Raw genomic sequence first — 22,187 nt, 5'->3', positions numbered from 1 at the left:
ATCTCCTTTTATGATTACATATACAACTGGTATGCGTGGATGATTCCGACCACCATGCCCACCACGATGATGCCGGGAAGCAAATTGGCCACTCGTATTTTCGTCACCCCGAGGAGATTGAGTCCAATTGCAAAAATCATGATCCCACCCGTTGAGGTCATCTCGACAATGTACGCATCCATCAGTTCCTTTGGGACCCATTGATGGATTTGAGTGGCGAATAGGGCGATAAACCCTTGATAAAGGACGACAGGGATGGCTGAAAACATGACACCGATCCCCAGGGTCGTCGTTAGGATCAGAGAGGTGAATCCATCAATGATCGACTTGGTCAACAGAACATCATGATCTCCCCTTATACCACTATCCAATGCGCCGATCACAGCCATGGCCCCAATGACAAAAATCAGGGTCGCGGTTACGAACCCTTGGGAAATAGAGGTTTCACTCTTGCTTCCAAGCTTTTTTTCGAGCCAGTTACCCAAAGCGTTCAGCCTGTCCTCAAGATTCATCCACTCTCCCCATGCAGCACCAAGGGCGAGACTGATGATCACGATGAGAAAGTTTTCGCTTTTCAGTCCCATCTGTAAGCCAAGAACGATGACGGCGAGTCCGATCGCTTTCATGACGGTGCCCTTCATGTCTTCCGGGATGCGGTGCAGGATCTTCCCAAGGAGGGTCCCGATGATAATACATACTCCATTTACTAACGTTCCTAAAAGTACCATGACGTTTCCCCTTATATGTATTTACCTAAGAATAGAATGCTCTATGTACCATATGGAAGAGGACCGGCTTAACGGGTATGTGATATACCGGCTAAGTCAGTCCCTTTCACATGTGTTCTACTGCAATAACTCCAAAATCCGATCCAGGTCTTCCTTCGAGAAGAATTCCAGTTCGATTTTGCCTTTTTTCTTCGATTGTTTAATCGTGACGGTCGTGCCGAAGCGTTCACGAAGCAGAGATTCCTGCTCCTGGATGAAAACATCTTTCCGCTCGGTCTTTTTTGTTTCACGTGGAACATTCTCATTCAGTTCCTGAATGATTCTCTCTAATTGGCGGACGTTTAACGATTCCTTCATGATCCGATTCACGATCACGGAAAGATTCTTTTTATTTTTCAACCCAAGGAGGGCACGGCCATGTCCCATCGACAGCTTGCCTTCAGAAATAAGCTCCTGAATGGGCGAAGGAAGGGAGAGTAACCGGATATGGTTCGCGATATGAGGTCTGCTCTTCCCTAATCGCTTCGCCAATTCCTCCTGCGTAAGCTTTAACTTATCCATCAGCATCTGATAGGCTGCGCCTTCTTCGATCGGCGTCAGGTCCTCACGCTGAAGGTTCTCCAAGACGGCAAGCTCCATCATTTGTCGATCATCCAATTCACGTACCACGACAGGAACGGTCTCTAATTCAGCCGCTGTGGCTGCACGGTACCGGCGTTCACCGACCACGATTTCATATCCCTTGATGGATTTACGGACAATGATCGGTTGGAGGATCCCGTGCTCCATGATCGATTCCTTCAACTCTTCGATTGCCTGCGGTTCAAAGATCTTTCGTGGCTGGTAGGGGTTCGGCCTTATTTCTTTCAGGCTCACTTCCTGAACGGACTCTTCATTTTGAGTTGTTTGCATATTGGTAAAGAGAGCGTTGATGCCCTTTCCTAAACCTTTAGCCATTCGCAACCACTTCCTTTGCCAGTTCTAAATAAACTTCTGCTCCCCTGGATTTCGCATCATAGATGATAATCGGTTCACCATGACTGGGTGCTTCACTTAAACGAACATTACGTGGGATAATCGTGCGATACACTTTGTCTTGAAAATATTTTTTCACCTCTTCGATGACCTGGATTCCAAGATTGGTCCTGGCATCGAGCATGGTTAACAATACACCATCGATCATGAGATCATGATTGAGATGCTTCTGCACTAAACGGACCGTGCTTAACAGCTGGCTTAACCCCTCAAGGGCGTAATATTCACACTGTACCGGTATGACGACGGCATCCGAGGCCGTCAGCGCATTGATGGTCAGAAGCCCTAATGAAGGAGGACAGTCGATAATGACATAATCGAATTCGTCTTTCACCTTCTCCAACGCTTTCTTCAGGCGAACTTCACGGGAAATGGTCGGAACCAATTCAATTTCGGCACCTGCCAGTGAAATAGTGGCAGGAACAATGGATAAATTTTCTACCTTTGATTGTTTGATGGTGTCTTTTACGTCAACATCATCCACTAACACATCATAGATGCACTGCTGTACATCCCCTTTTTCCACGCCAACACCGCTGGTGGCGTTTCCCTGGGGATCGATATCTACGAGTAAAACCTTTTTCCCTATATAAGCTAAACAAGCCCCCAAATTGACGGATGTCGTGGTCTTCCCCACCCCGCCTTTCTGGTTTGTAACGGCTACTATTCTGCCCAAGGTTGTCACCTACCCTTTGACTTCCTAAAATTGACTTTATTTTTTCACAGTATTCTTCTATTCTATCAAAATTCCCGAATAATTGTCTGTCAATTTTTCAAAAAAGACGTCCATATCCATAAATAGGAAATAACCAGGAGTTCATCGTTCATATATGCCCGCTTCACAACAAAAAAGTGAGAAACGGAATGGATGGGTTTCTCACTTTCAGTCTATGAATCTATTTTTTTTTCGGGATGCGAATCGTGAATTGGTAGAATTCCTCGTGCTCTTCTTCTTCTGAGTCGAGGTTGATCCCGCTATCGGATACCATGGATAACGATTGTCGGATCGTATTCACGGCAATTCTCATATCCTTGCTGAATGCCTTGCGTTTAGGCTTGGGCTTTTGAGCCGTACCTTCTTGCATCTTCACGACCCGGTCTTCGGTCTGTTTGACATTCAGGCTTTTTTCAATGATCTCCTGAAGGAGCTGGATCTGCTTTTCGGCATTCTTCAGAGGGATCAAAGCCCTGGCATGACGTTCAGTGATTTTTTTATCTAATAAGGCTGATTGAATTTCTTCGGGAAGCTTTAGGAGACGAAGCTTGTTCGCCACGGTCGATTGTCCTTTTCCTAAGCGTTGAGCAAGGGCTTCTTGAGTTAGATCATGTAATTCCAACAGTTTTCCATACGCGATTGCTTCTTCTATAGGAGAGAGCTCTTCTCTTTGTAAGTTCTCGATTAATGCGACAGAAGCGGTTTCTGTATCATTAAGATTCTTTACAATCGCCGGTACGGTTTCCCAGCCAAGCTTTTGAACGGCTCTGTAACGTCGTTCTCCCGCAATGATTTCAAACTGGTCATCATCATATTGTCTCACCACAATCGGTTGGATAATACCATGAGTGTGAATCGTTCTTGATAACTCTTCTATCTTTTCATCATTAAACACAGTCCTCGGTTGAAATCGATTAGGAATGATTTGTGAGACAGGTATCTTCCTCACTTCATCTCGATCTTCTTCCACTACATTTGACTCTTCAGATTCAACATCTTGCTCCTTTTCACCTAGGCCAAAAAAACGAGAGAAAGGATGCTTCATCTTCCTACACCACCTTTAAGAAACTCCCTTTATTAATATTCTCTAAAATATGACAATTTCCTGCCTTCCAAGAGCCGATTTTCCTATGACTTTATAAGGCAGGAGGTCAGCCATACTATTCTAACGGTAATTTATTCGGTGTCCCAGGCTTTCTGGGATATTTGTTAGGCGTTTCTTTCACTTTGTTGATCTTCACGATATTCCGGTCGCTTTCCTCTTCGGGAAGAACGAAGGAATAGATTTTATCTGTTTGTCCACCCAGTGTACCGATGGCTTTCTTTGCGTTCGACAGCTCTTCATTGACATTCGAGGCTTTCATCGCAACAAAGGATCCGCCTTTTTTCACAAGCGGCAGGCATAGTTCACTTAAAACAGACATTCTGGCTACGGCTCTTGCTGTAACCATATCATATTTTTCGCGATGAGCCTTGTTTTTTCCAAATGTCTCGGCACGGTCATGATAAAAATTCGTGTTTTCAAGCCCCAACTCGTCGGATAAATGATTTAAAAATGTGATCCGCTTGTTCAAGGAGTCCACAATCGAGATATGTAGATGGGGAAAGCATATCTTCAGCGGTATGCTTGGAAAACCGGCACCTGCCCCCACATCACAAAGGGACTGTACTTTCGTGAAATCAACATAAAATGCTGCACTGATCGAATCGAAGAAATGCTTCAAATAGACGTCTTCCTTCTCGGTGATCGCCGTCAGATTCATTTTTTCATTCCATTCAACCAATAATTCATAATAGCGCTCAAACTGATCTAATTGCCCGGAAGAAAGGGAGATCCCCTTCTCCTCGAGCATGGTTTGAAATTCATTTACGTTCATGAGTTTGTCCTTCCTTTACCTCTATTGATCACCCGATACTTTGGCGATTTTCCCCTGCTCGATGTAGACCATTAATATCGAAACGTCTGCAGGATTCACGCCTGAAATGCGGGATGCCTGTGCAAGGGAAAGAGGCTGAACCTCGATTAATTTCTGTCTTGCTTCAGACGCTAAACCGCTGATGGCACTGTAATCAATGTTTTCAGGAATTCGTTTATTTTCCATCTTCTTCATTTTATTGACCTGTTGAAGAGATTTTTCAATATAGCCCTCATATTTCACCTGGATTTCCACTTGTTCCTCCACATCGGGATCAAGCTCAATTTCACTTGGAACGAGTGTCTTGATATGACTATAGTTCATTTCAGGGCGCTTTAGGAGGTCCGCAACCAGTATTCCGTCTTTCAGCTCGCTTCCGCCTGCCTCCCGAATGACCTGTTGTGTTTCTTCAGTAGGCTTTATCCGGACTCCTTCAAGACGCTTCTTCTCGGCAGAAATCGCTTCTTTCTTCGCCGAGAAACGCTCATAACGGTCGTCGGAGATCAATCCGATCCTATGACCGATATCCGTCAGGCGAAGGTCCGCATTATCATGACGGAGCAAGAGGCGGTATTCCGCACGGGAAGTGAGAAGACGATACGGTTCGTTCGTCCCTTTTGTCACCAAGTCATCAATCAGAACGCCGATATAGGCATCGGAACGGCTTAAGATGACTTCTTCTTTATCGAGGGCCCGGCAAGCGGCATTGATCCCTGCCATCAATCCTTGACCAGCTGCTTCCTCATAGCCTGATGTTCCGTTGATTTGTCCTGCTGTATAGAGATTCTTGATCTTTTTCGTTTCAAGGGTCGGCCATAATTGGGTCGGTACGATGGAATCATACTCGATCGCATATCCGGCACGCATCATTTGTACGTTTTCAAGTCCAGGGATGGTCTGCAAAATCTTTTGCTGCACATCTTCAGGAAGACTTGTCGACAACCCTTGAACGTACACTTCCTGCGTATTTTTCCCTTCCGGCTCCAGGAAGATCTGATGACGCGGCTTGTCGTGGAAACGCACGACTTTATCCTCGATGGAAGGGCAGTAACGCGGACCCGTTCCCTTGATCATTCCCGAGTACATCGGAGAACGATGAAGATTATCATCGATCAATTGGTGAGTGAGTTCATTTGTATACGTCAGCCAGCATGGAAGCTGGTCCGTGATGTATTTAGTCGTTTCATAGCTGAATGCACGTGGGACGTCATCACCCGGCTGAATCTCTGTTTTCGAATAGTCGATCGTCGAGCTGTTCACACGCGGCGGCGTCCCGGTTTTAAACCGGACCGTATCAAAACCAAGCTCATGCAAATGGTCGGATAACCTGATGGAAGGCTGCTGATTATTGGGACCGCTTGAGTATTTCAGGTCTCCCAAAATGATTTCCCCGCGCAGGAACGTACCCGTTGTGATGACGACCGTTTTGGCACGATAGGCAGCCCCTGTCATCGTTACGACACCTTTACATTCATTATCCTCTACGATCAATTCTTCGACCATTCCCTGCATCAAGGTCATATTCGGTTCATTTTCGATGGTCCGTTTCATTTCATGCTGATAAAGGAACTTATCGGCCTGTGCCCGTAATGCACGCACCGCAGGACCTTTCCCTGTATTCAACATCCGCATTTGAATATGCGTTTTATCTATATTACGCCCCATTTCTCCACCAAGGGCGTCGATTTCCCTTACAACGATCCCTTTCGCCGGTCCACCGACAGATGGGTTACACGGCATAAAGGCGACCATATCCAAGTTAATGGTGACCATTAACGTTTTAGCTCCCATACGTGCAGAAGCAAGTCCCGCTTCCACCCCGGCATGGCCAGCACCAATGACAATGACATCATATTGCCCTGCGTCATATTGCATGGTTTGATTTTTCCTCCTTGTAGGACCAGTCACATACGGTCCCCATTGTTTATTTTCCTAAGCAGAATTGGGAAAAGAGCTGATCAATCAGGCTTTCATGGACACTATCCCCGATGATCTCACCTAATAGCTCCCATGTCCTGGTCAAATCGATCTGGGCGATATCGATCGGGGTGCCCATTTCAACGCTGTCGATCGCTTCATTGATTGCAAGCGATGCCTGATTGAGTAAAGCGATATGACGGCTGTTGGACACGTACGTCATATCCCCCGCTTCGATGGATCCCGCAAAGAATAAGGATGAAATGGCTTCTTCCAGTTCATCGATCCCCTGCTCTTCCAGTAATGCCGTCGTCACCAATTGATGATTTTCCGACAGTTTCCTTACCTTATCTATATCAATTTTCTGAGGAAGATCCGTCTTGTTCACGATCACAATGACGTCCATTCCCTTAACCGCTTCAAATAACTGTTCATCCTCGAAGGTCAACTCATCGGCATAATTGAGAACGAGTAAAATTAAGTCCGCTTCTTTCAATACCTGTCGCGAACGCTCTACACCAATCCGTTCAACGATGTCCTCGGTCTCACGGATTCCGGCTGTATCAACGAGACGCAATGGAACGCCCCTTACGTTGACGTATTCCTCGATCACATCGCGCGTTGTCCCCGGAATATCGGTTACGATCGCTTTATTTTCATGAACAAGGCTGTTTAACAGGGAGGACTTCCCTACATTGGGCCTTCCGATGATCACGGTAGAAAGACCTTCTCTTAAAATCTTCCCTTGTTCCGATGTACGGACCAGCCTGTCTATTTCATCCCGGACGCGTTTGGATTTTTCCAAGAGTACATTGTGCGTCATTTCTTCCACATCATCATACTCCGGATAATCGATATTCACTTCCACATGGGCAAGCGTTTCAAGGATTTCCTGCCGAAGCTTCCGGATCAAATTGGAAAGTCGGCCTTCCATCTGATTAAGGGCTACATTCATGGCCCGGTCCGTTTTGGCACGGATGAGGTCCATCACCGCTTCAGCCTGTGACAGGTCGATTCGGCCATTCAGGAAAGCACGCTTCGTGAATTCACCCGGTTCTGCAAGTCTTGCCCCCTGTTTCAGCACAAGCTGCAATACTTTATTGACCGACACGAGTCCTCCGTGGCAGTTGATCTCGATAATGTCTTCCCGGGTGAATGTCTTCGGCCCCCTCATCACAGACACCATGACTTCTTCCACCACTTGATCGGTGTCCGGATCGACGATATGTCCATAATGAATGGTATGGGAAGCAAATTCTTTCATGGAGCTCCCTTTCATTCCCTTAAAGACCTTATCACCGATATCGAATGCCTGATCACCGCTCAAACGCACGATCGCGATCGCACCCTCTCCCATCGGAGTGGAAATGGCTGCAATTGTATCAAACTCCATTGTATTCACCTCTCTTATAGCTGATCTATTTATATAAACATGTATTGTAGAAAGCAACGTTTCCCCAAATTATTAGAATATCACAATCCGATTTAATACTAAAGAAAGGAAACCTATCATTCGTCACCAAATAATGTTATCCACACTGATAACATCTCATCTCTATTATTTTAACTTATCCACATGTGAATAACAATAAACCGTGATGAAAATAAGAATCCACAGGGTGTTGGGATGAAAAATCCACTCCCGTTTTGCCCACAAAAAAAACGATCCCCCGAAAGGAATCGTCTTTCATTATTTTGGTGCAATGACAATGTATCGATTGGGTTCCCGGCCCTCTGAATGGGTATCGACCCTTTTGGAATCCACTAATGCCGTGTGGATCACTTTTCGTTCATAAGATGGCATCGGTTCAAGTGAAACGGAACGATTGGTGCGCAGTGCCTTTTCTGCCAGCCGTTCAGCGAGGGTTGTCAGCGTTTGCTTCCGTCTTTCGCGATAGTTTTCAGCATCCAACAGGATGGTGATGAACTGCCCGGATACTTGATTGGCAATCAGCTGGGTCAAGTGCTGCAGGGCATTCAACGTTTGCCCCCTTTTTCCTATTAAGAGAGCCATTTTTTCACCGGAAATGTTGAACTCTACATCCCTTCCATCTCTTTTCACTTCGATGGTCGCGTCCACGCCCATTTCACGTGCAACAGATAAAAGAAATTCCTTCGCTTCGTTTACTGGATCAACCGCTTTCTTCACTTTGACGATTGCCGGTCTCCCACCGAACAATCCGAATAATCCTTTTTTACCTTGGTCAATGACGTCGATTTCTGCTTCTTCTTTGGTGATATTCAGTTGAGACAAGGCTGATTCAATGGCTTCTTCCACCGTTTGACCAGTCGCTTCTACTTCTCTCACTTTTTCTTTCCTCCTGAATTCCCACCAGCTTTGACGGCTTGCGCTTCTTTAATCTCAGGTCCCTTGATGAAGTAGGTTTGAGCAATCATGAATAGATTTCCGACTACCCAGTAAAGGGATAGAGCTGCAGGGAAGTTAATCGCAAAAATGATGATCATGACCGGCATGATATAAAGCATCATGGCCATTTGCGGATTTTGATTCGCTGTACCCGCCATCATTAATTTTTGTTGGATGAACGTTGTTAAACCTGCTACTAAAGGTAAAATATAGTATGGATCCGGGTTACCGAGATCGAACCATAAGAAGTTATGCGCTTTAATTTCCTGTGTTCTTACAATCGCATGGTAAAAACCGATCAAGATCGGCATCTGTACGATCAATGGGAAACAACCCGCTAACGGATTCACCCCGTGACTTTGGAATAAAGCCATCGTTTCTTGTTGAAGCTTTTGCTGAGTTTGTGCATCTTTAGAGCTATATTTTTCACGCAGTTTTTTCATTTCAGGTTGTAATGCCTGCATGGCTTTGGAGTTTCTTGTTTGTTTGATCATCAATGGCAGAATCGCTAAACGAATAAGCAATGTAACGATGACAATCGCTAATCCATAGGAACCGCCCATGAACTCTGCAACCATTGTAATCAATTGTGATAAAGGATAGACAATATATTCATTCCATATTCCGCTACTATCAGATGTGATCGGCTTATTGTAATCCGTGCAACCTGACAGAATAGCCATTAGCCCAATGATTCCCACCAGGGCTATCATTCTCTTTTTCACCCTTATTTTCCTCCCAACTAATATCTTTCAAATAAAATGTAAACAAGTACCATCATCCCGTACTAAGAAAGTACAATCTCTCGTATTGTAACATCTTTTCCTAGACTTGTGATGACGAAACCTGTCATTCTCTCAAAATGTTATGACTTCTTCCTATCATATTTGCCATAAGAAGACCTTTTCAATACTTTTCCTCTTTTTAAGACATGGGTGAGACTCCCTTTCACCTCATGGAAATTCATTTCGGCCGCCGGTTTTCTGGCGATGATAAGATAATCGTACTGATCGTGCACCTCTTCTTGCAATTCTAAGAAAGCCTGCCTCACATACCGCTTGATCCGATTCCGGCATACAGCATTTCCGATTTTCTTGCTGACGGAAATTCCGATTCGAAATGGCTGGGGCTCTTCCTTCTTTAATAGATACAAGACGAATTGACGATTCGCAAAGGATGTCCCATTTTTAAATATTTCCTGGAACTCTTTGTTCTTCTTCACTCTTTGTTCTTTCCGCATGGACCACACCTAATTTTCATTTTTGTCTTGATCGAACCTCGACATTATTGGCTCATTCCTATGAAATTATAAGTACTTTTTCTTTGAAAAACAAAATACGAACGAGCCAAATCGTCTTTATCCTTGATACAACGGAAAAAAAAGACCACTGAGTCAGTTCAGTGGTCTAGGCAGATAGTACTTTTCTTCCTTTGCTGCGACGGCGAGCTAAAACATTGCGTCCGTTTTTAGAGCTCATACGCGCACGGAAACCGTGATTCTTTTTTCTTTTGCGGTTATTTGGTTGAAACGTTCTTTTCATCTATGACACCTCCCTGAAGGATATCTTTAAAAAGTTAAAGACATTCCTCACTATTATAAAGACGGTACCCATAAAAAGTCAACACTCAGATTATTTTTCTTTTAGAGTGTTGCTTCACCAGCATTTTTAAAAACATTTATTTCTTAATCGTTCGTACACTGCTCTGTTCTATTGATGGAGTGCTGGATTGGAAGGAGATTACGCTCCCTTTCCGCGGACGAGCGGGCAAGCCTCCTCGCTTCGCTGCGGGGTCTTTCCCAGCCCGTTTTTCCGCAGGAGTCTCGCAAATCTCCTTCCAATCCTAACGAAAGATCAATGAACAGAGCAATAAATTTTAGTGATCAATCCCCTCTCTAAGGATCTACTGCTTTAAACAAAAAAGGCACTAGTTACTTTTGATAGATAGAAGCTAATCGCGAAGTTTACTTTTTAACTAACTATCCAACTGTGATGGATCAACAATAAAGAAGAATTGCCTCCCTATGAGTAAAAATAGATTACCTTCACATTAAATTTCAGAGAAATTACATGCTCACAAAGTTGATGGGAGTGGAAGGTGCTCGACTCCTGCGGGAAAAGCGGGAAAGGACGAAAAGCGGAGGCGGCTTGGTCAGGCCCGACAAGCACAAGGCGAATCAAACGGAAAGGCGCTCTTTGCCTTTTTGGTTGATTTGACTTATGACCTCGAGGGGCTAGCCGCAGTAGCTGGATCTTGAGACCCCGCAGGCGAAGCCGAGGAGGCTCACCGCCCGCCCCGCGGAAAGCGAGCACCTGGAGCGGAAATCAACCATTACTCGCTTCTTCAAAAATTCTTTTCGAAAGTTACATCAAATAAACATAGCAATTTAATAGTCATCATTTTCCTTCTACAAATCTTATCCCATTTTTCTATTCAAGGTGCCTGTGGATAGGATTCGACATGGTTTTAAATTATCCACAACACATACTGACAACTTTTTCACAAGTTATTGGGTTGTGGACAAAATCATTCCACAAGGGATAGGGGTTGTGGATAAAATTTAAAAAGCATTGCACCACTAAGGATATTTTGATATGATTATTGTGTTTTCACTCTTGATAACTCGGTTCACGTAATTAACTTATCCACAAAATGTGGATATCATGTGGGTAACTTATACAGAGGGTTTGTAAAACGTTGTCCACAAGTGGTGGATATTGTCGAAAAGCCATTTTCTTTCCTTATTATATATATTTTCCACATTCAACGCATTGTATTTTTATAAAATAGCGAGTGTTACAGGAATGTATAGCGCGTAATGATTGTACAGAAGTTATACAAACTAAGAAAAGGAGGGATCAGGATTGGAGAATATCGGGGATCTTTGGAGCAAGGCCTTAGAAAATATCGAAAAAAAAATCAGTAAACCGAGCTTTGATACTTGGTTGAAATCAACTAAGGCCCATTCCATTCAAGGGGACACCCTTGTGATTACAGCTCCAAATGAATTTGCTCGAGATTGGCTGGAAGGCCGATACTCTCAGCTAATCTCAGGGGTTTTGTATGATATTACGGGCGAAGAATTAGTCGTGAAATTTATCATTCCTCAAAACCAGGAGCCGGAAGAGTTTGATATTCAAATACCGCCAAAAAAGTCGATGAAAGACGACGATCAGCAGGATATCAATCAAAATATGCTGAACGCTAAATACACGTTCGACACTTTTGTTATCGGTTCGGGCAACCGGTTCGCCCATGCTGCTTCTTTGGCTGTGGCTGAAGCGCCTGCCAAAGCCTATAATCCCTTGTTTATTTATGGGGGAGTAGGACTGGGAAAGACCCACTTGATGCATGCCATCGGCCATTATGTGCTCGAACATAATCCTGCGGCGAAAGTGGTTTACTTGTCATCCGAAAAATTCACGAACGAGTTCATTAATTCGATTCGGGATAATAAAGCAGTGGATTTCCGCAATAAATACCGTAATGTTGATGTTTTATTAATTGATGACATACAATTTTTAGCCGGAAAAGAACAAACGCAAGAGGAATTTTTCCATACTTTTAATACCTTACATGAAGAAAGCAAGCAAATTGTCATTTCCAGTGATCGGCCACCGAAAGAAATTCCGACACTTGAAGACAGACTTCGTTCCCGATTCGAATGGGGGCTCATTACGGATATCACACCACCGGATCTCGAGACGAGAATTGCGATATTACGAAAGAAAGCAAAGGCTGAAGGGCTGGATATTCCAAATGAAGCCATGCTTTATATAGCTAATCAAATCGATTCTAATATTCGAGAGTTAGAGGGCGCCTTGATCCGTGTCGTCGCGTACTCTTCTCTTATAAATAAAGACATTAACGCAGATCTTGCAGCTGAAGCGTTAAAAGATATCATCCCGAGCTCTAAACCAAGGGCCATCACGATCCAGGAGATCCAACGTGTCGTTGGTGAGCACTTCAATGTGAAGCTTGAGGACTTTAAAGCGAAAAAACGAACAAAGTCGATTGCGTTCCCTAGACAAATCGCCATGTATCTATCCAGGGAAATGACCGATTCCTCCCTTCCGAAGATCGGGGAAGAGTTTGGCGGACGAGATCACACGACTGTCATCCATGCTCATGAGAAGATTAGTACACTTCTCGGGTCGGATGCACTCCTTCAGCAGCAATTGAAGGAAATTCGCGAGTCTTTAAAGAGCTGATTTTACACACAACAAAACTGGATATTGTGAATAACCGAGTCCAACTAGCACACAGTCTGTCCACATGTGGATAGGCTGTATTTACGTTCGATTCACACACTTATCCACATATCAACAGGCCCTACTACTTCTATTACTATTTTTTAAATAAATTATTAGTATATGATTCAGTCCATAAAATTATGTGCAAATTGGAGGAAAAAAATCATGAAATTTGTTATTCAAAGGGATCATCTTGTTCAAAGTGTCCAGGATGTCATGAAAGCCGTAACGTCCAGAACGACGATCCCCATCCTTACAGGAATCAAAATCATCGCAACCGAAGATGGAGTCACATTGACAGGTAGTGACTCGGATATTTCAATTGAATCCTTTATCCCAAATGAGGAAGAGGGTACAGAAATCGTTGGAATCATGGAAACGGGCGGCATTGTGCTACAAGCTAAGTTCTTCAGTGAAATCGTAAAGAAATTACCGAAGGATACGGTGGAAATCGAAGTTCAAAATCATTTCCAAACGGTTATCCGGTCAGGACAGGCAGAATTCAATCTGAACGGTCTGGATCCCGAGGAGTATCCGCATCTTCCTCAAATTGAAGAAGGAAACGGTATTAAAGTTTCAACAGATCTACTTAAAACGATGATCAGACAAACTGTATTCGCAGTGTCCACCTCAGAAACACGCCCCATCTTGACAGGTGTAAACTGCCAGATCGAAAACGGTGAATTAAGCTGTATTGCAACAGACAGCCATAGACTCGCGATGAGAAAAGCACCGATTGAATCCAATCAGGATGCTTCTTACAATATTGTGATTCCCGGAAAGAGCTTAAATGAGTTGAACAAGATCCTTGATGATACAGATGAGCCTGTTGAAATCGTCATTACAGAAAATCAAGTACTCTTCAAGGCGAAGCATCTATTATTCTTCTCTAGATTATTAGAAGGAAACTACCCTGATACCAGTCGATTGATCCCTTCTGATACGAAAACGGAATTGACCCTGAATACAAAAGAATTCCTACAAGCGATTGATCGTGCATCTCTGCTTGCGAGGGAAGGACGAAACAACGTGGTGAAACTTTCGACGCTTGATGGCGGAATCATTGAGATTTCATCGAACACACCTGAAATTGGTAAGGTCATCGAGCAGGTGGAGAGTCAATCCATCGAGGGAGAAGAGTTGAAAATCTCCTTCAGTGCAAAATATATGATGGATGCATTAAAAGCGATCGAAGGAACCGAAATCCATGTGAATTTTACGGGAGCGATGAGACCTTTCGTCCTGAAACCTCTTCATGATGATTCAATCCTTCAGTTGATTCTTCCAGTCAGAACGTACTAAAACAAAAAGCCAACACCTCAGAAAAAGTTCAGGTGTTGGCTTTTTTGATTCTTAGTTGAATGAAGAGGACCCTTTCCTATTGTCAGCCGGGGAGGCTCACCTCAGGACCCCGGGAAAAGCGGGCATCTGGAGCGGAAAGCAACTACACACAATCCCACCCATTTTTCGTTAGTTGTGACTTAACTCCATTTAGAGTAAAATAAGATATTAGAGACTTTATACGGAAAGTAGTGATTTTAGTGGCGAAAGAGATCACCATTGAAACAGAAATCATCACATTGGGACAATTCCTGAAGCTTGCTGAAGTGATTCAGTCCGGCGGCATGGCGAAATGGTTCTTAAGTGAATATGAAGTATACATAAACGGGGAGCAGGACCAAAGAAGAGGGAGAAAGCTTACGATCGGTGACAAAGTTGAAATTCCTGAGGTAGGGGTCTTTGTGGTTGCCGGAGAATAATAAAGGGTGTTATGTCCATGTACATTGAACAATTAGAATTAAGAAACTACCGAAATTACGAATCGATCGATGTGAGTTTCGAGAATAAGGTAAACGTAATTCTTGGAGAAAACGCTCAGGGAAAGACGAATATCATGGAGTCTATCTATGTCCTCGCAATGGCTAAATCCCACCGGACCTCAAATGATAAAGATTTAATCCGTTGGGACGAGGAATATGCTAAAATAAAAGGTAGGATTCAGAAATATAATGGTGCATTGCCCTTGGAGCTGGTCCTTTCGAAAAAGGGGAAAAAGGCGAAAAGTAATCACCTTGAACAATCTAAATTGAGTCAATATGTCGGCAATATGAATGTCGTCATGTTTGCACCTGAAGATCTCCATCTGGTAAAGGGAAGTCCGCAAGTAAGGCGACGCTTCATCGATATGGAAATCGGTCAGGTTTCTCCTGTTTATTTACATGATATCAGCCTTTATCAAAAAATATTACAGCAGCGGAACCATTATTTGAAACAGTTGCAAACGAGAAAACAAAAAGACCAGACCATGCTTGATGTGTTGACGGAACAGTTCATCGAGATGGCGGTGAAAATCACCAAGAAACGATTTGAGTTCGTTCAGCTGCTCGAAAGTTGGGCCAAACCGATCCATTCAGGGATTTCAAGGAACTTGGAAACCTTGGAAATCGTATATAAACCGTCTTTAGATGTATCAGATAATCAAGAATGGTCAAAAATGGTAGATATATATGAGCAGAAATTCAATGGTATCCGCGAACGGGAAATTGATCGCGGTGTGACCCTGGTCGGCCCGCATCGGGATGATCTTCAATTCATTGTGAATGGACGGGATGTCCAGACGTTCGGTTCCCAGGGGCAGCAACGGACGACCGCCCTATCTGTGAAGCTTGCCGAAATCGAGTTGATTCACTCTGAAATCAAAGAATATCCCATCTTGCTTCTCGATGATGTCTTATCTGAATTAGATGATTATCGTCAGTCCCACTTATTAAATACCATACAGGGAAAAGTTCAAACCTTTGTCACCACGACAAACGTCGACGGGATTGATCATCAAACCCTGAATGAGGCAACGACCTTCGAAGTGGAAGCCGGATCAATGAAAAGACTGAAATGAGGTGTTACCTTGTACATACATGTTGGAGAAGATGTCATGGTACGTACAGATGAAATCATTGCAATTATTGATCGAGACACCGTTCAATTTTCAGAGGAAATTCAACATTTTCTAAAAATGAAAGATAAAAACCTTTGCAACCTCGCAAAGGGTTCATATAAATCTCTTGTTATCACGACGAGTCAGTTGTATCTTTCACCACTGGCATCCAGTACGTTGAAGAAGCGATCAAAGAAATACTCAAACTATGAGAATTTATTATAGAAATACAAAGCCCTGAAGGTTAGAAAGTGTAGGTGAATCAGTATGGCTATGGACCAAAAACAAGCGCAAGGTCAGTCCTATGATGAAAATCAGATTCAGGTTTTAGAAGGATTAGAGGCCGTTCGAAAAAGACCGGGTATGTATATTGGATCAACAAGCGGAAGAGGCTTGCATCACTTGGTGTGGGAAATCGTTGATAACAGTATCGATGAGGCATTAGCCGGTTACTGTAGTGAGATTGAAGTCATCATCGAAGAGGATAACAGCATTACTGTAACGGATAATGGACGTGGTATTCCTGTCGGTATCCATGAAAAGATGGGACGTCCTGCCGTTGAGGTCATCATGACGGTCCTTCACGCAGGCGGTAAGTTCGGCGGCGGCGGATACAAAGTTTCCGGAGGTCTGCACGGAGTCGGGGCATCGGTTGTAAACGCCCTTTCCACTGAGCTCGAAGTCCATGTTCATCGTGATGGAAAGATCTATTACCAGAAGTTCGAAAAAGGTGTTCCGAGCTTCGACCTGAAAGTGATCGGGGAAACGGATAAAACAGGAACGGTCATTCACTTCACGCCGGATCCTGAAATCTTCACTGAAACGACAGAATACGATTATGACACACTTGCGAATCGAATTCGTGAACTGGCTTTCTTAAACAGAGGAATCCAGATCAGCATTGAAGATAAACGCGGTGAAGGGAAAAGAAGGGACTACCATTACGAAGGTGGAATCAAGTCCTATGTCGAGCATCTTAACCGTTCGAAAGAAGTCATCCATGAAGAACCGATTTACATCGAAGGCGAGAAAGACGAAATTACGGTTGAAATCGCCCTTCAGTACAACGACGGTTTCGCAAGTAATCTTTATTCTTTTGCCAATAACATCCATACCCATGAAGGTGGGACCCATGAGTCTGGGTTTAAAACGGCTTTAACAAGAGTCATCAACGATTATGCACGTAAAAACAATGTATTCAGAGAGAACGATGCCAATCTTTCAGGTGAAGATGTCCGTGAAGGACTGACAGCCATCATCTCGATCAAACATCCAGACCCTCAGTTCGAAGGTCAGACGAAGACGAAACTCGGCAATTCAGAAGCAAGGACGATCACGGATTCCCTTTTCTCAGAGCATCTGGAGACGTTCTTACTTGAAAACCCGGTCGTTGCACGCAAAGTCGTGGAAAAAGGACTGATGGCTGCACGAGCCAGACTGGCTGCGAAAAAAGCAAGGGAGCTTACCCGCCGTAAGAGTGCCCTGGAAATTTCGAGCTTACCTGGTAAACTGGCGGACTGTTCTTCTAAAGATCCGAGCATCAGTGAAATCTATGTGGTTGAGGGTGACTCAGCCGGTGGATCGGCCAAACAGGGCCGGGATCGTCACTTCCAGGCCATCCTTCCTCTGCGTGGTAAAATCATCAACGTAGAAAAGGCCCGACTGGATAAGATCCTCTCAAACAATGAGGTCCGTGCCATTATCACCGCGCTTGGAACCGGGATCGGCGAAGACTTCGACCTGGCAAAGGCACGTTATCATAAAATCGTGATCATGACCGATGCCGACGTTGATGGCGCCCATATCCGTACGCTGTTATTGACGTTCTTCTATCGTTATATGAGAAATATCATCGAAGCAGGCTACATCTATATCGCCCAACCACCGTTGTACAAAATACAACAAGGGAAGAAAATCGAGTATGCCTACAATGATAAAGAACTGGATCGTATCCTGGCAGAAATCTCCCCGACGCCTAAACCTGGCATCCAGCGTTACAAAGGTCTTGGAGAGATGAATCCTGAACAGCTGTGGGAAACGACCATGGATCCGGAATCGAGAACGCTTCTGCAAGTAAGCCTTCAAGATGCGATCGAGGCCGACGAAACCTTTGAAATCCTCATGGGTGACAAAGTAGAGCCGAGACGTAATTTCATTGAAGAAAACGCGGCTTACGTAAAGAACTTAGATATCTAATGAAAAGCGGAGCCGAATGGCACCCGATGAATTTCCAATGAAATAGTACAGGATAGACCACGTGCTATCCTGTCTTTTACATAGCGGACAAGGTAAAGAATGAGAAAGGTATAAATCTTTCTTTAAAAGGAGGTCCCTTTTACTATGGCAGAAACACCAAGATCGAATGTTAAAGAGATTAATATAAGCAGTGAAATGCGCTCGTCTTTCCTGGATTATGCGATGAGTGTTATCGTTTCCCGTGCCCTACCGGATGCCCGTGACGGTCTGAAGCCCGTCCATCGCCGTATTTTGTATGCGATGAATGACCTTGGGATGACATCTGACAAAGCGTATAAGAAATCGGCGCGTATCGTCGGTGAAGTAATTGGTAAGTATCACCCCCATGGTGACTCCGCGGTTTACGACACGATGGTTCGTATGGCACAGGATTTCAACTATCGCTACATGCTCGTCGACGGCCACGGTAACTTCGGTTCTGTTGACGGAGACGCAGCTGCGGCCATGCGTTACACAGAAGCACGTATGTCCAAGATCTCTATGGAACTCATTCGTGATATTAATAAAGATACGATCGATTATAAAGATAACTATGACGGCACCGAGAGAGAGCCGGAAGTATTACCTGCACGTTTCCCTAACCTGTTGGTCAACGGTTCTTCAGGTATCGCTGTAGGGATGGCAACGAACATCCCGCCCCATAATCTGGGAGAAGTCATCGACGGGATCCTTGCGTTAAGTAAAGACCCTGACATTACGATCCAGGAATTGATGGAATTCATCTACGGTCCCGATTTCCCTACAGCCGGATTGATTGTAGGGAGAAGCGGGATACGCCGCGCCTACGAAACAGGAAAAGGATCCATCACCATGCGTGCCCGTGTGGAAATCGAAACAAAGAGCAACGGGAAAGAAACGATCATCGTTCATCAAATTCCTTATCAAGTCAATAAAGCTAGACTCATCGAGAAAATTGCAGATCTTGTCCGTGATAAGAAGATTGACGGCATCACAGACCTGCGTGATGAATCGGATCGTAACGGTATGCGGATCGTCATCGAAGTAAGAAAAGATGCCAATGCCAACGTATTGCTCAATAATCTATATAAACAAACGGCACTTCAAACCAGCTTCGGGATCAATCTCCTGGCACTTGTCGACGGCCAGCCAAAGGTACTGAACTTAAAGGAATGCCTGTATCACTACCTGCAGCACCAACGTGTGGTCATTCGACGCAGAACGGAATTTGAATTGCGTAAGGCAGAAGCGAGGGCTCATATCCTGGAAGGTCTGCGGATCGCCCTGGATCATATTGATGAAATCATTGCCCTTATCCGCGGATCACAAACGACAGAACTAGCGAAACAAGGTCTTATGGAGAACTTCTCCCTTTCTGACAAACAAGCGCAAGCGATCCTCGATATGCGTCTTCAACGACTAACCGGTTTAGAACGTGAAAAGATCGAAGACGAGTATCAGGAACTGGTGAAGCTGATTGCAGAACTGAAAGCGATCCTTGCAGATGATGAAAAGGTCCTTGAAATCATCCGCGAAGAGCTGATCGAAATCAAAGAGCGGTTCAATGATGAAAGAAGATCAGAAATCGTAGCCGGTGGAATCGAGAACATCGAGGATGAAGACTTGATTCCAAGAGAAAACATCGTCGTGTCCCTTACTCATAATGGATACATCAAGCGTCTCCCTGTTTCTACCTACCGCAGCCAAAAACGCGGGGGAAGAGGGATCCAGGGAATGGGCACCAATGGAGAAGATTTCGTTGAACACTTATTGACGACGTCGACTCATGACACGATCCTCTTCTTTACAAACAAAGGAAAAGCATATCGTGCAAAAGGATATGAAATTCCAGAATTCAGTCGTACCGCGAAGGGTCTTCCGATCATCAATCTGCTTGGAGTAGAAAAAGATGAGTGGATCAACGCCATGATCAGGGTCGAAGAATTCGTGGACGACTGGTACCTATTCTTCACGACGAAGCAGGGGATCTCAAAACGTACGCCGGTCTCCGATTTCGCCAATATCCGGACAAACGGTCTGATTGCCATCAACCTTCGGGAAAATGACGAGCTGATTTCCGTCAAACTGACTGATGGCGAAAAAGATATGATCATCGGGACGAAGCAGGGTATGCTGATCCGTTTCCCTGAAACAGACGTTCGTTCCATGGGAAGAACGGCTACCGGAGTAAAAGGAATCAACCTGAGTGATGATGATATCGTAGTCGGCATGGAAATACTCGAGGACAAGAGCGACGTCTTGGTTGTAACAGTAAATGGTTACGGAAAGCGTACGCCTGCCAGTGAGTACAGAGTCCAGACGCGCGGTGGTAAAGGATTGAAGACATGTAATGTGACCGAGCGTAACGGCGAACTCGTCTCTGTTAAAGCCGTCACAGGTGAAGAAGACTTAATGATCATCACCGCCCATGGCGTCCTCATCCGTATGGACGTAAATGACATTTCAACAACAGGCCGGAACACTCAAGGAGTCAAATTGATCCGACTTCAAGAAAGTGAATTCGTTTCAACCGTCGCCAAAGTTGAAAAGGAAGACGAAGAAGAAACGGAATCACCAGTCGAATCTGTTGAAGGAGAACAACAGCAGGACATGGAAGACCAACCTTCTTCCGAAGAAGCTAGTGAAGACACGGAAGAATAAATAAAGGATAAGCTATTTTCAGTAATGGAACGTTCATTCTGAAAATAGCTTATTTTTTATGGAAATATCACCTTTATCCAACTCCATTTGGTAAAATAAACTAAAAGAACAAGACGTGAGGTGTTTATAGTTGAAGGTCCATCGTGGAGATATACAATTAGGTTGCATCGTAGCGGAAGATATCATGGGAATGGCCGCAAGCCCGATCATTCCAAAGAATACGGTAATTGAAGAAGAACACTTGAATATCCTTCAAGCATTCCATATAGACGAGTTATTCATAGAGAAAACAAAAGTGGACGGAAACCTGTTCAGATCATCACTCTCTTCTGATAAGGCCACCGACCAGGAGGATACAGATCAACAGGAGCCTTTGGGTTTCGTAGATCTTTACTTGACGACAGTAAAAGAATTCAAAAAAGAGTTTGTGAATTGGCAATCGGGTACAGCCGTTAATGTTGCCAGAGTGAGAGAGTTCATCCTCCCCGTTGTTCAAGTAGTGGAACAAAATCATACATATGTTTACTCCCTGCATCAGTACTCAACGAAAAAAGACTATCTTTATCATCACGCGGTCTCAGTGAGTGTCATTTCTGCTTTAATAGGGAAGAAGCTGGGTCTGAATTCCGGTCAGGTAAACCAACTGGCTCTGGCGGGTGCCCTCTCAGACTGTGGGATGGCCAAGGTGAGCCCACACATATTAACCAAAGAACAGCCTTTGACAGAAAGTGAATTTAAAGAAGTGAAGCTTCACACGGCGAATGGGTATAAAATGGTGAAAGATACCCCATTATTAAAAACGGAAACGAAACTTGCAATCTTCCAGCATCATGAACGTTTTGACGGAACGGGATATCCTGCCTCCGAGAAGAGTGATCGCATCCACCTCCATTCACAGATCGTGGGGATCGCAGATGTGTTCCATGCCATGACCTCCGAAAGAGTGTATAGAAGAAAGCAGCCTATCTTCAAAGTATTGGATATGATCAGTAAAGACTTATTTGGGAAATTTGATATTAAAGTAGTGGAAGGACTTCTTCAATTATTCGGAGACTTAAGAACCGGCACTGCGGTGAGACTATCTACCGGAGAATATGGAGAAGTTGTGTATACCAAACCGAATGCCTTTACCAGCCCGATCGTTAAACGTAAGAGCGGGGAACTGATAGATTTATCTCAACAAAATAACATCTATATTTCGGAGGTTTTCATATAAAGTTTTCTATGATTAAGCTTACGAATAAAGATAGTCGCAGATTTCATCCCAAATCTGCGATTTTTTTATTTATTATCCCTTGCAAACAAGCTTAATAGTGTGTATACTATTATTTGTTGTCCGAAAGGCATTACATAATTATTAGGAAAAACTTTTCTGGAATAATAAAAATACCTTGACGATAAACGCTGTAAATGATATATTATAAAGGTCGCTTCAAACAGAAGCA

19 protein-coding genes are annotated in these 22,187 nt (G+C 44.1%); 8 read left to right on the top strand and 11 right to left on the bottom strand.

The annotated features are described in order from the left end of the window. Positions 1 to 14: 14 nt before the first annotated feature. The 11 genes from CN378_RS07915 to rpmH form a co-directional block, all read right to left on the bottom strand. Positions 15 to 728, bottom strand: coding sequence for a DUF554 domain-containing protein (locus CN378_RS07915; protein WP_098351366.1), 714 nt, complete (start codon positions 726 to 728; stop codon positions 15 to 17). A gap of 117 nt (positions 729 to 845) precedes the next feature. Continuing rightward, positions 846 to 1,685, bottom strand: a complete 840-nt coding sequence (locus CN378_RS07910; protein WP_098351365.1) for a ParB/RepB/Spo0J family partition protein — start codon at positions 1,683 to 1,685, stop codon at positions 846 to 848. Beyond that, complete coding sequence (locus CN378_RS07905; RefSeq protein ID WP_098351540.1) at positions 1,678 to 2,439, bottom strand: ParA family protein; 762 nt, start codon at positions 2,437 to 2,439, stop codon at positions 1,678 to 1,680. The genes CN378_RS07910 and CN378_RS07905 overlap by 8 nt, the downstream gene beginning before the upstream one ends. 220 nt (positions 2,440 to 2,659) lie before the next feature. Beyond that, positions 2,660 to 3,523: a nucleoid occlusion protein gene (gene noc / locus CN378_RS07900; protein WP_098351364.1), complete on the bottom strand. Its 864-nt coding sequence runs from the start codon at positions 3,521 to 3,523 to the stop codon at positions 2,660 to 2,662. A 115-nt stretch (positions 3,524 to 3,638) separates the two neighbouring features. Continuing rightward, positions 3,639 to 4,355 (bottom strand): 16S rRNA (guanine(527)-N(7))-methyltransferase RsmG, encoded by a 717-nt coding sequence (gene rsmG / locus CN378_RS07895; protein WP_098351363.1) that lies wholly within the window; start codon positions 4,353 to 4,355, stop codon positions 3,639 to 3,641. A 21-nt stretch (positions 4,356 to 4,376) separates the two neighbouring features. Continuing rightward, a complete protein-coding gene (gene mnmG, locus CN378_RS07890; RefSeq protein ID WP_098351362.1) occupies positions 4,377 to 6,269 on the bottom strand; it encodes a tRNA uridine-5-carboxymethylaminomethyl(34) synthesis enzyme MnmG in 1,893 nt (630 codons plus the stop codon). Positions 6,270 to 6,318: 49 nt separating this feature from the next. Further along, positions 6,319 to 7,704 carry a tRNA uridine-5-carboxymethylaminomethyl(34) synthesis GTPase MnmE gene (gene mnmE / locus CN378_RS07885; protein WP_098351361.1) on the bottom strand — a complete coding sequence of 462 codons (1,386 nt, stop codon included), beginning with the start codon at positions 7,702 to 7,704 and terminating at the stop codon, positions 6,319 to 6,321. Positions 7,705 to 8,001: 297 nt separating this feature from the next. After that, positions 8,002 to 8,619, bottom strand: a complete 618-nt coding sequence (gene jag / locus CN378_RS07880) for an RNA-binding cell elongation regulator Jag/EloR (RefSeq protein ID WP_098351360.1) — start codon at positions 8,617 to 8,619, stop codon at positions 8,002 to 8,004. Next, the gene (spoIIIJ, locus tag CN378_RS07875) at positions 8,616 to 9,404 is read right to left on the bottom strand and encodes a YidC family membrane integrase SpoIIIJ (protein WP_098351359.1); all 789 of its coding nucleotides are present in this window, start codon (positions 9,402 to 9,404) and stop codon (positions 8,616 to 8,618) included. Before spoIIIJ ends, jag begins: the two co-directional genes overlap by 4 nt. 140 nt (positions 9,405 to 9,544) lie before the next feature. After that, positions 9,545 to 9,919 (bottom strand): ribonuclease P protein component, encoded by a 375-nt coding sequence (rnpA, locus tag CN378_RS07870; protein ID WP_098351358.1) that lies wholly within the window; start codon positions 9,917 to 9,919, stop codon positions 9,545 to 9,547. Between the two features lie 166 nt (positions 9,920 to 10,085). Continuing rightward, on the bottom strand, positions 10,086 to 10,220 hold the full coding sequence (gene rpmH / locus CN378_RS07865) for a 50S ribosomal protein L34 (protein ID WP_034764748.1): 135 nt from the start codon (positions 10,218 to 10,220) through the stop codon (positions 10,086 to 10,088). Positions 10,221 to 11,543: 1,323 nt separating this feature from the next. Here rpmH and dnaA point away from each other — a divergent pair. The 8 genes from dnaA (at position 11,544) to CN378_RS07825 (ending at position 21,958) form a co-directional block, all read left to right on the top strand. Further along, the gene (gene dnaA, locus CN378_RS07860; RefSeq protein WP_098351357.1) at positions 11,544 to 12,890 is read left to right on the top strand and encodes a chromosomal replication initiator protein DnaA; all 1,347 of its coding nucleotides are present in this window, start codon (positions 11,544 to 11,546) and stop codon (positions 12,888 to 12,890) included. Positions 12,891 to 13,097: 207 nt separating this feature from the next. Then, entirely contained in the window at positions 13,098 to 14,234 is a 1,137-nt protein-coding gene (gene dnaN, locus CN378_RS07855; RefSeq protein ID WP_098351356.1) for a DNA polymerase III subunit beta, read from the top strand. A gap of 239 nt (positions 14,235 to 14,473) precedes the next feature. Further along, the gene (yaaA, locus tag CN378_RS07850) at positions 14,474 to 14,692 is read left to right on the top strand and encodes a S4 domain-containing protein YaaA (RefSeq protein WP_098351355.1); all 219 of its coding nucleotides are present in this window, start codon (positions 14,474 to 14,476) and stop codon (positions 14,690 to 14,692) included. 17 nt (positions 14,693 to 14,709) lie between these two features. Continuing rightward, positions 14,710 to 15,828 carry a DNA replication/repair protein RecF gene (gene recF / locus CN378_RS07845; protein ID WP_098351354.1) on the top strand — a complete coding sequence of 373 codons (1,119 nt, stop codon included), beginning with the start codon at positions 14,710 to 14,712 and terminating at the stop codon, positions 15,826 to 15,828. A 9-nt stretch (positions 15,829 to 15,837) separates the two neighbouring features. After that, positions 15,838 to 16,092 carry an extracellular matrix regulator RemB gene (remB, locus tag CN378_RS07840; RefSeq protein ID WP_098351353.1) on the top strand — a complete coding sequence of 85 codons (255 nt, stop codon included), beginning with the start codon at positions 15,838 to 15,840 and terminating at the stop codon, positions 16,090 to 16,092. A gap of 48 nt (positions 16,093 to 16,140) precedes the next feature. Further along, positions 16,141 to 18,063: a DNA topoisomerase (ATP-hydrolyzing) subunit B gene (gene gyrB, locus CN378_RS07835; protein ID WP_098351539.1), complete on the top strand. Its 1,923-nt coding sequence runs from the start codon at positions 16,141 to 16,143 to the stop codon at positions 18,061 to 18,063. Between the two features lie 144 nt (positions 18,064 to 18,207). Beyond that, positions 18,208 to 20,742, top strand: a complete 2,535-nt coding sequence (gene gyrA / locus CN378_RS07830) for a DNA gyrase subunit A (RefSeq protein ID WP_098351352.1) — start codon at positions 18,208 to 18,210, stop codon at positions 20,740 to 20,742. Between the two features lie 130 nt (positions 20,743 to 20,872). Beyond that, on the top strand, positions 20,873 to 21,958 hold the full coding sequence (locus CN378_RS07825; RefSeq protein ID WP_098351351.1) for an HD-GYP domain-containing protein: 1,086 nt from the start codon (positions 20,873 to 20,875) through the stop codon (positions 21,956 to 21,958). Positions 21,959 to 22,187 lie beyond the last annotated feature (229 nt).

The organism is Bacillus sp. AFS015802 (assembly GCF_002561455.1).
Lineage (GTDB): Bacteria > Bacillota > Bacilli > Bacillales > Bacillaceae_B > Rossellomorea.
Note: the sequence above shows the minus strand (reverse complement) of the source record. Positions and strands in the feature narration are given on the sequence as shown.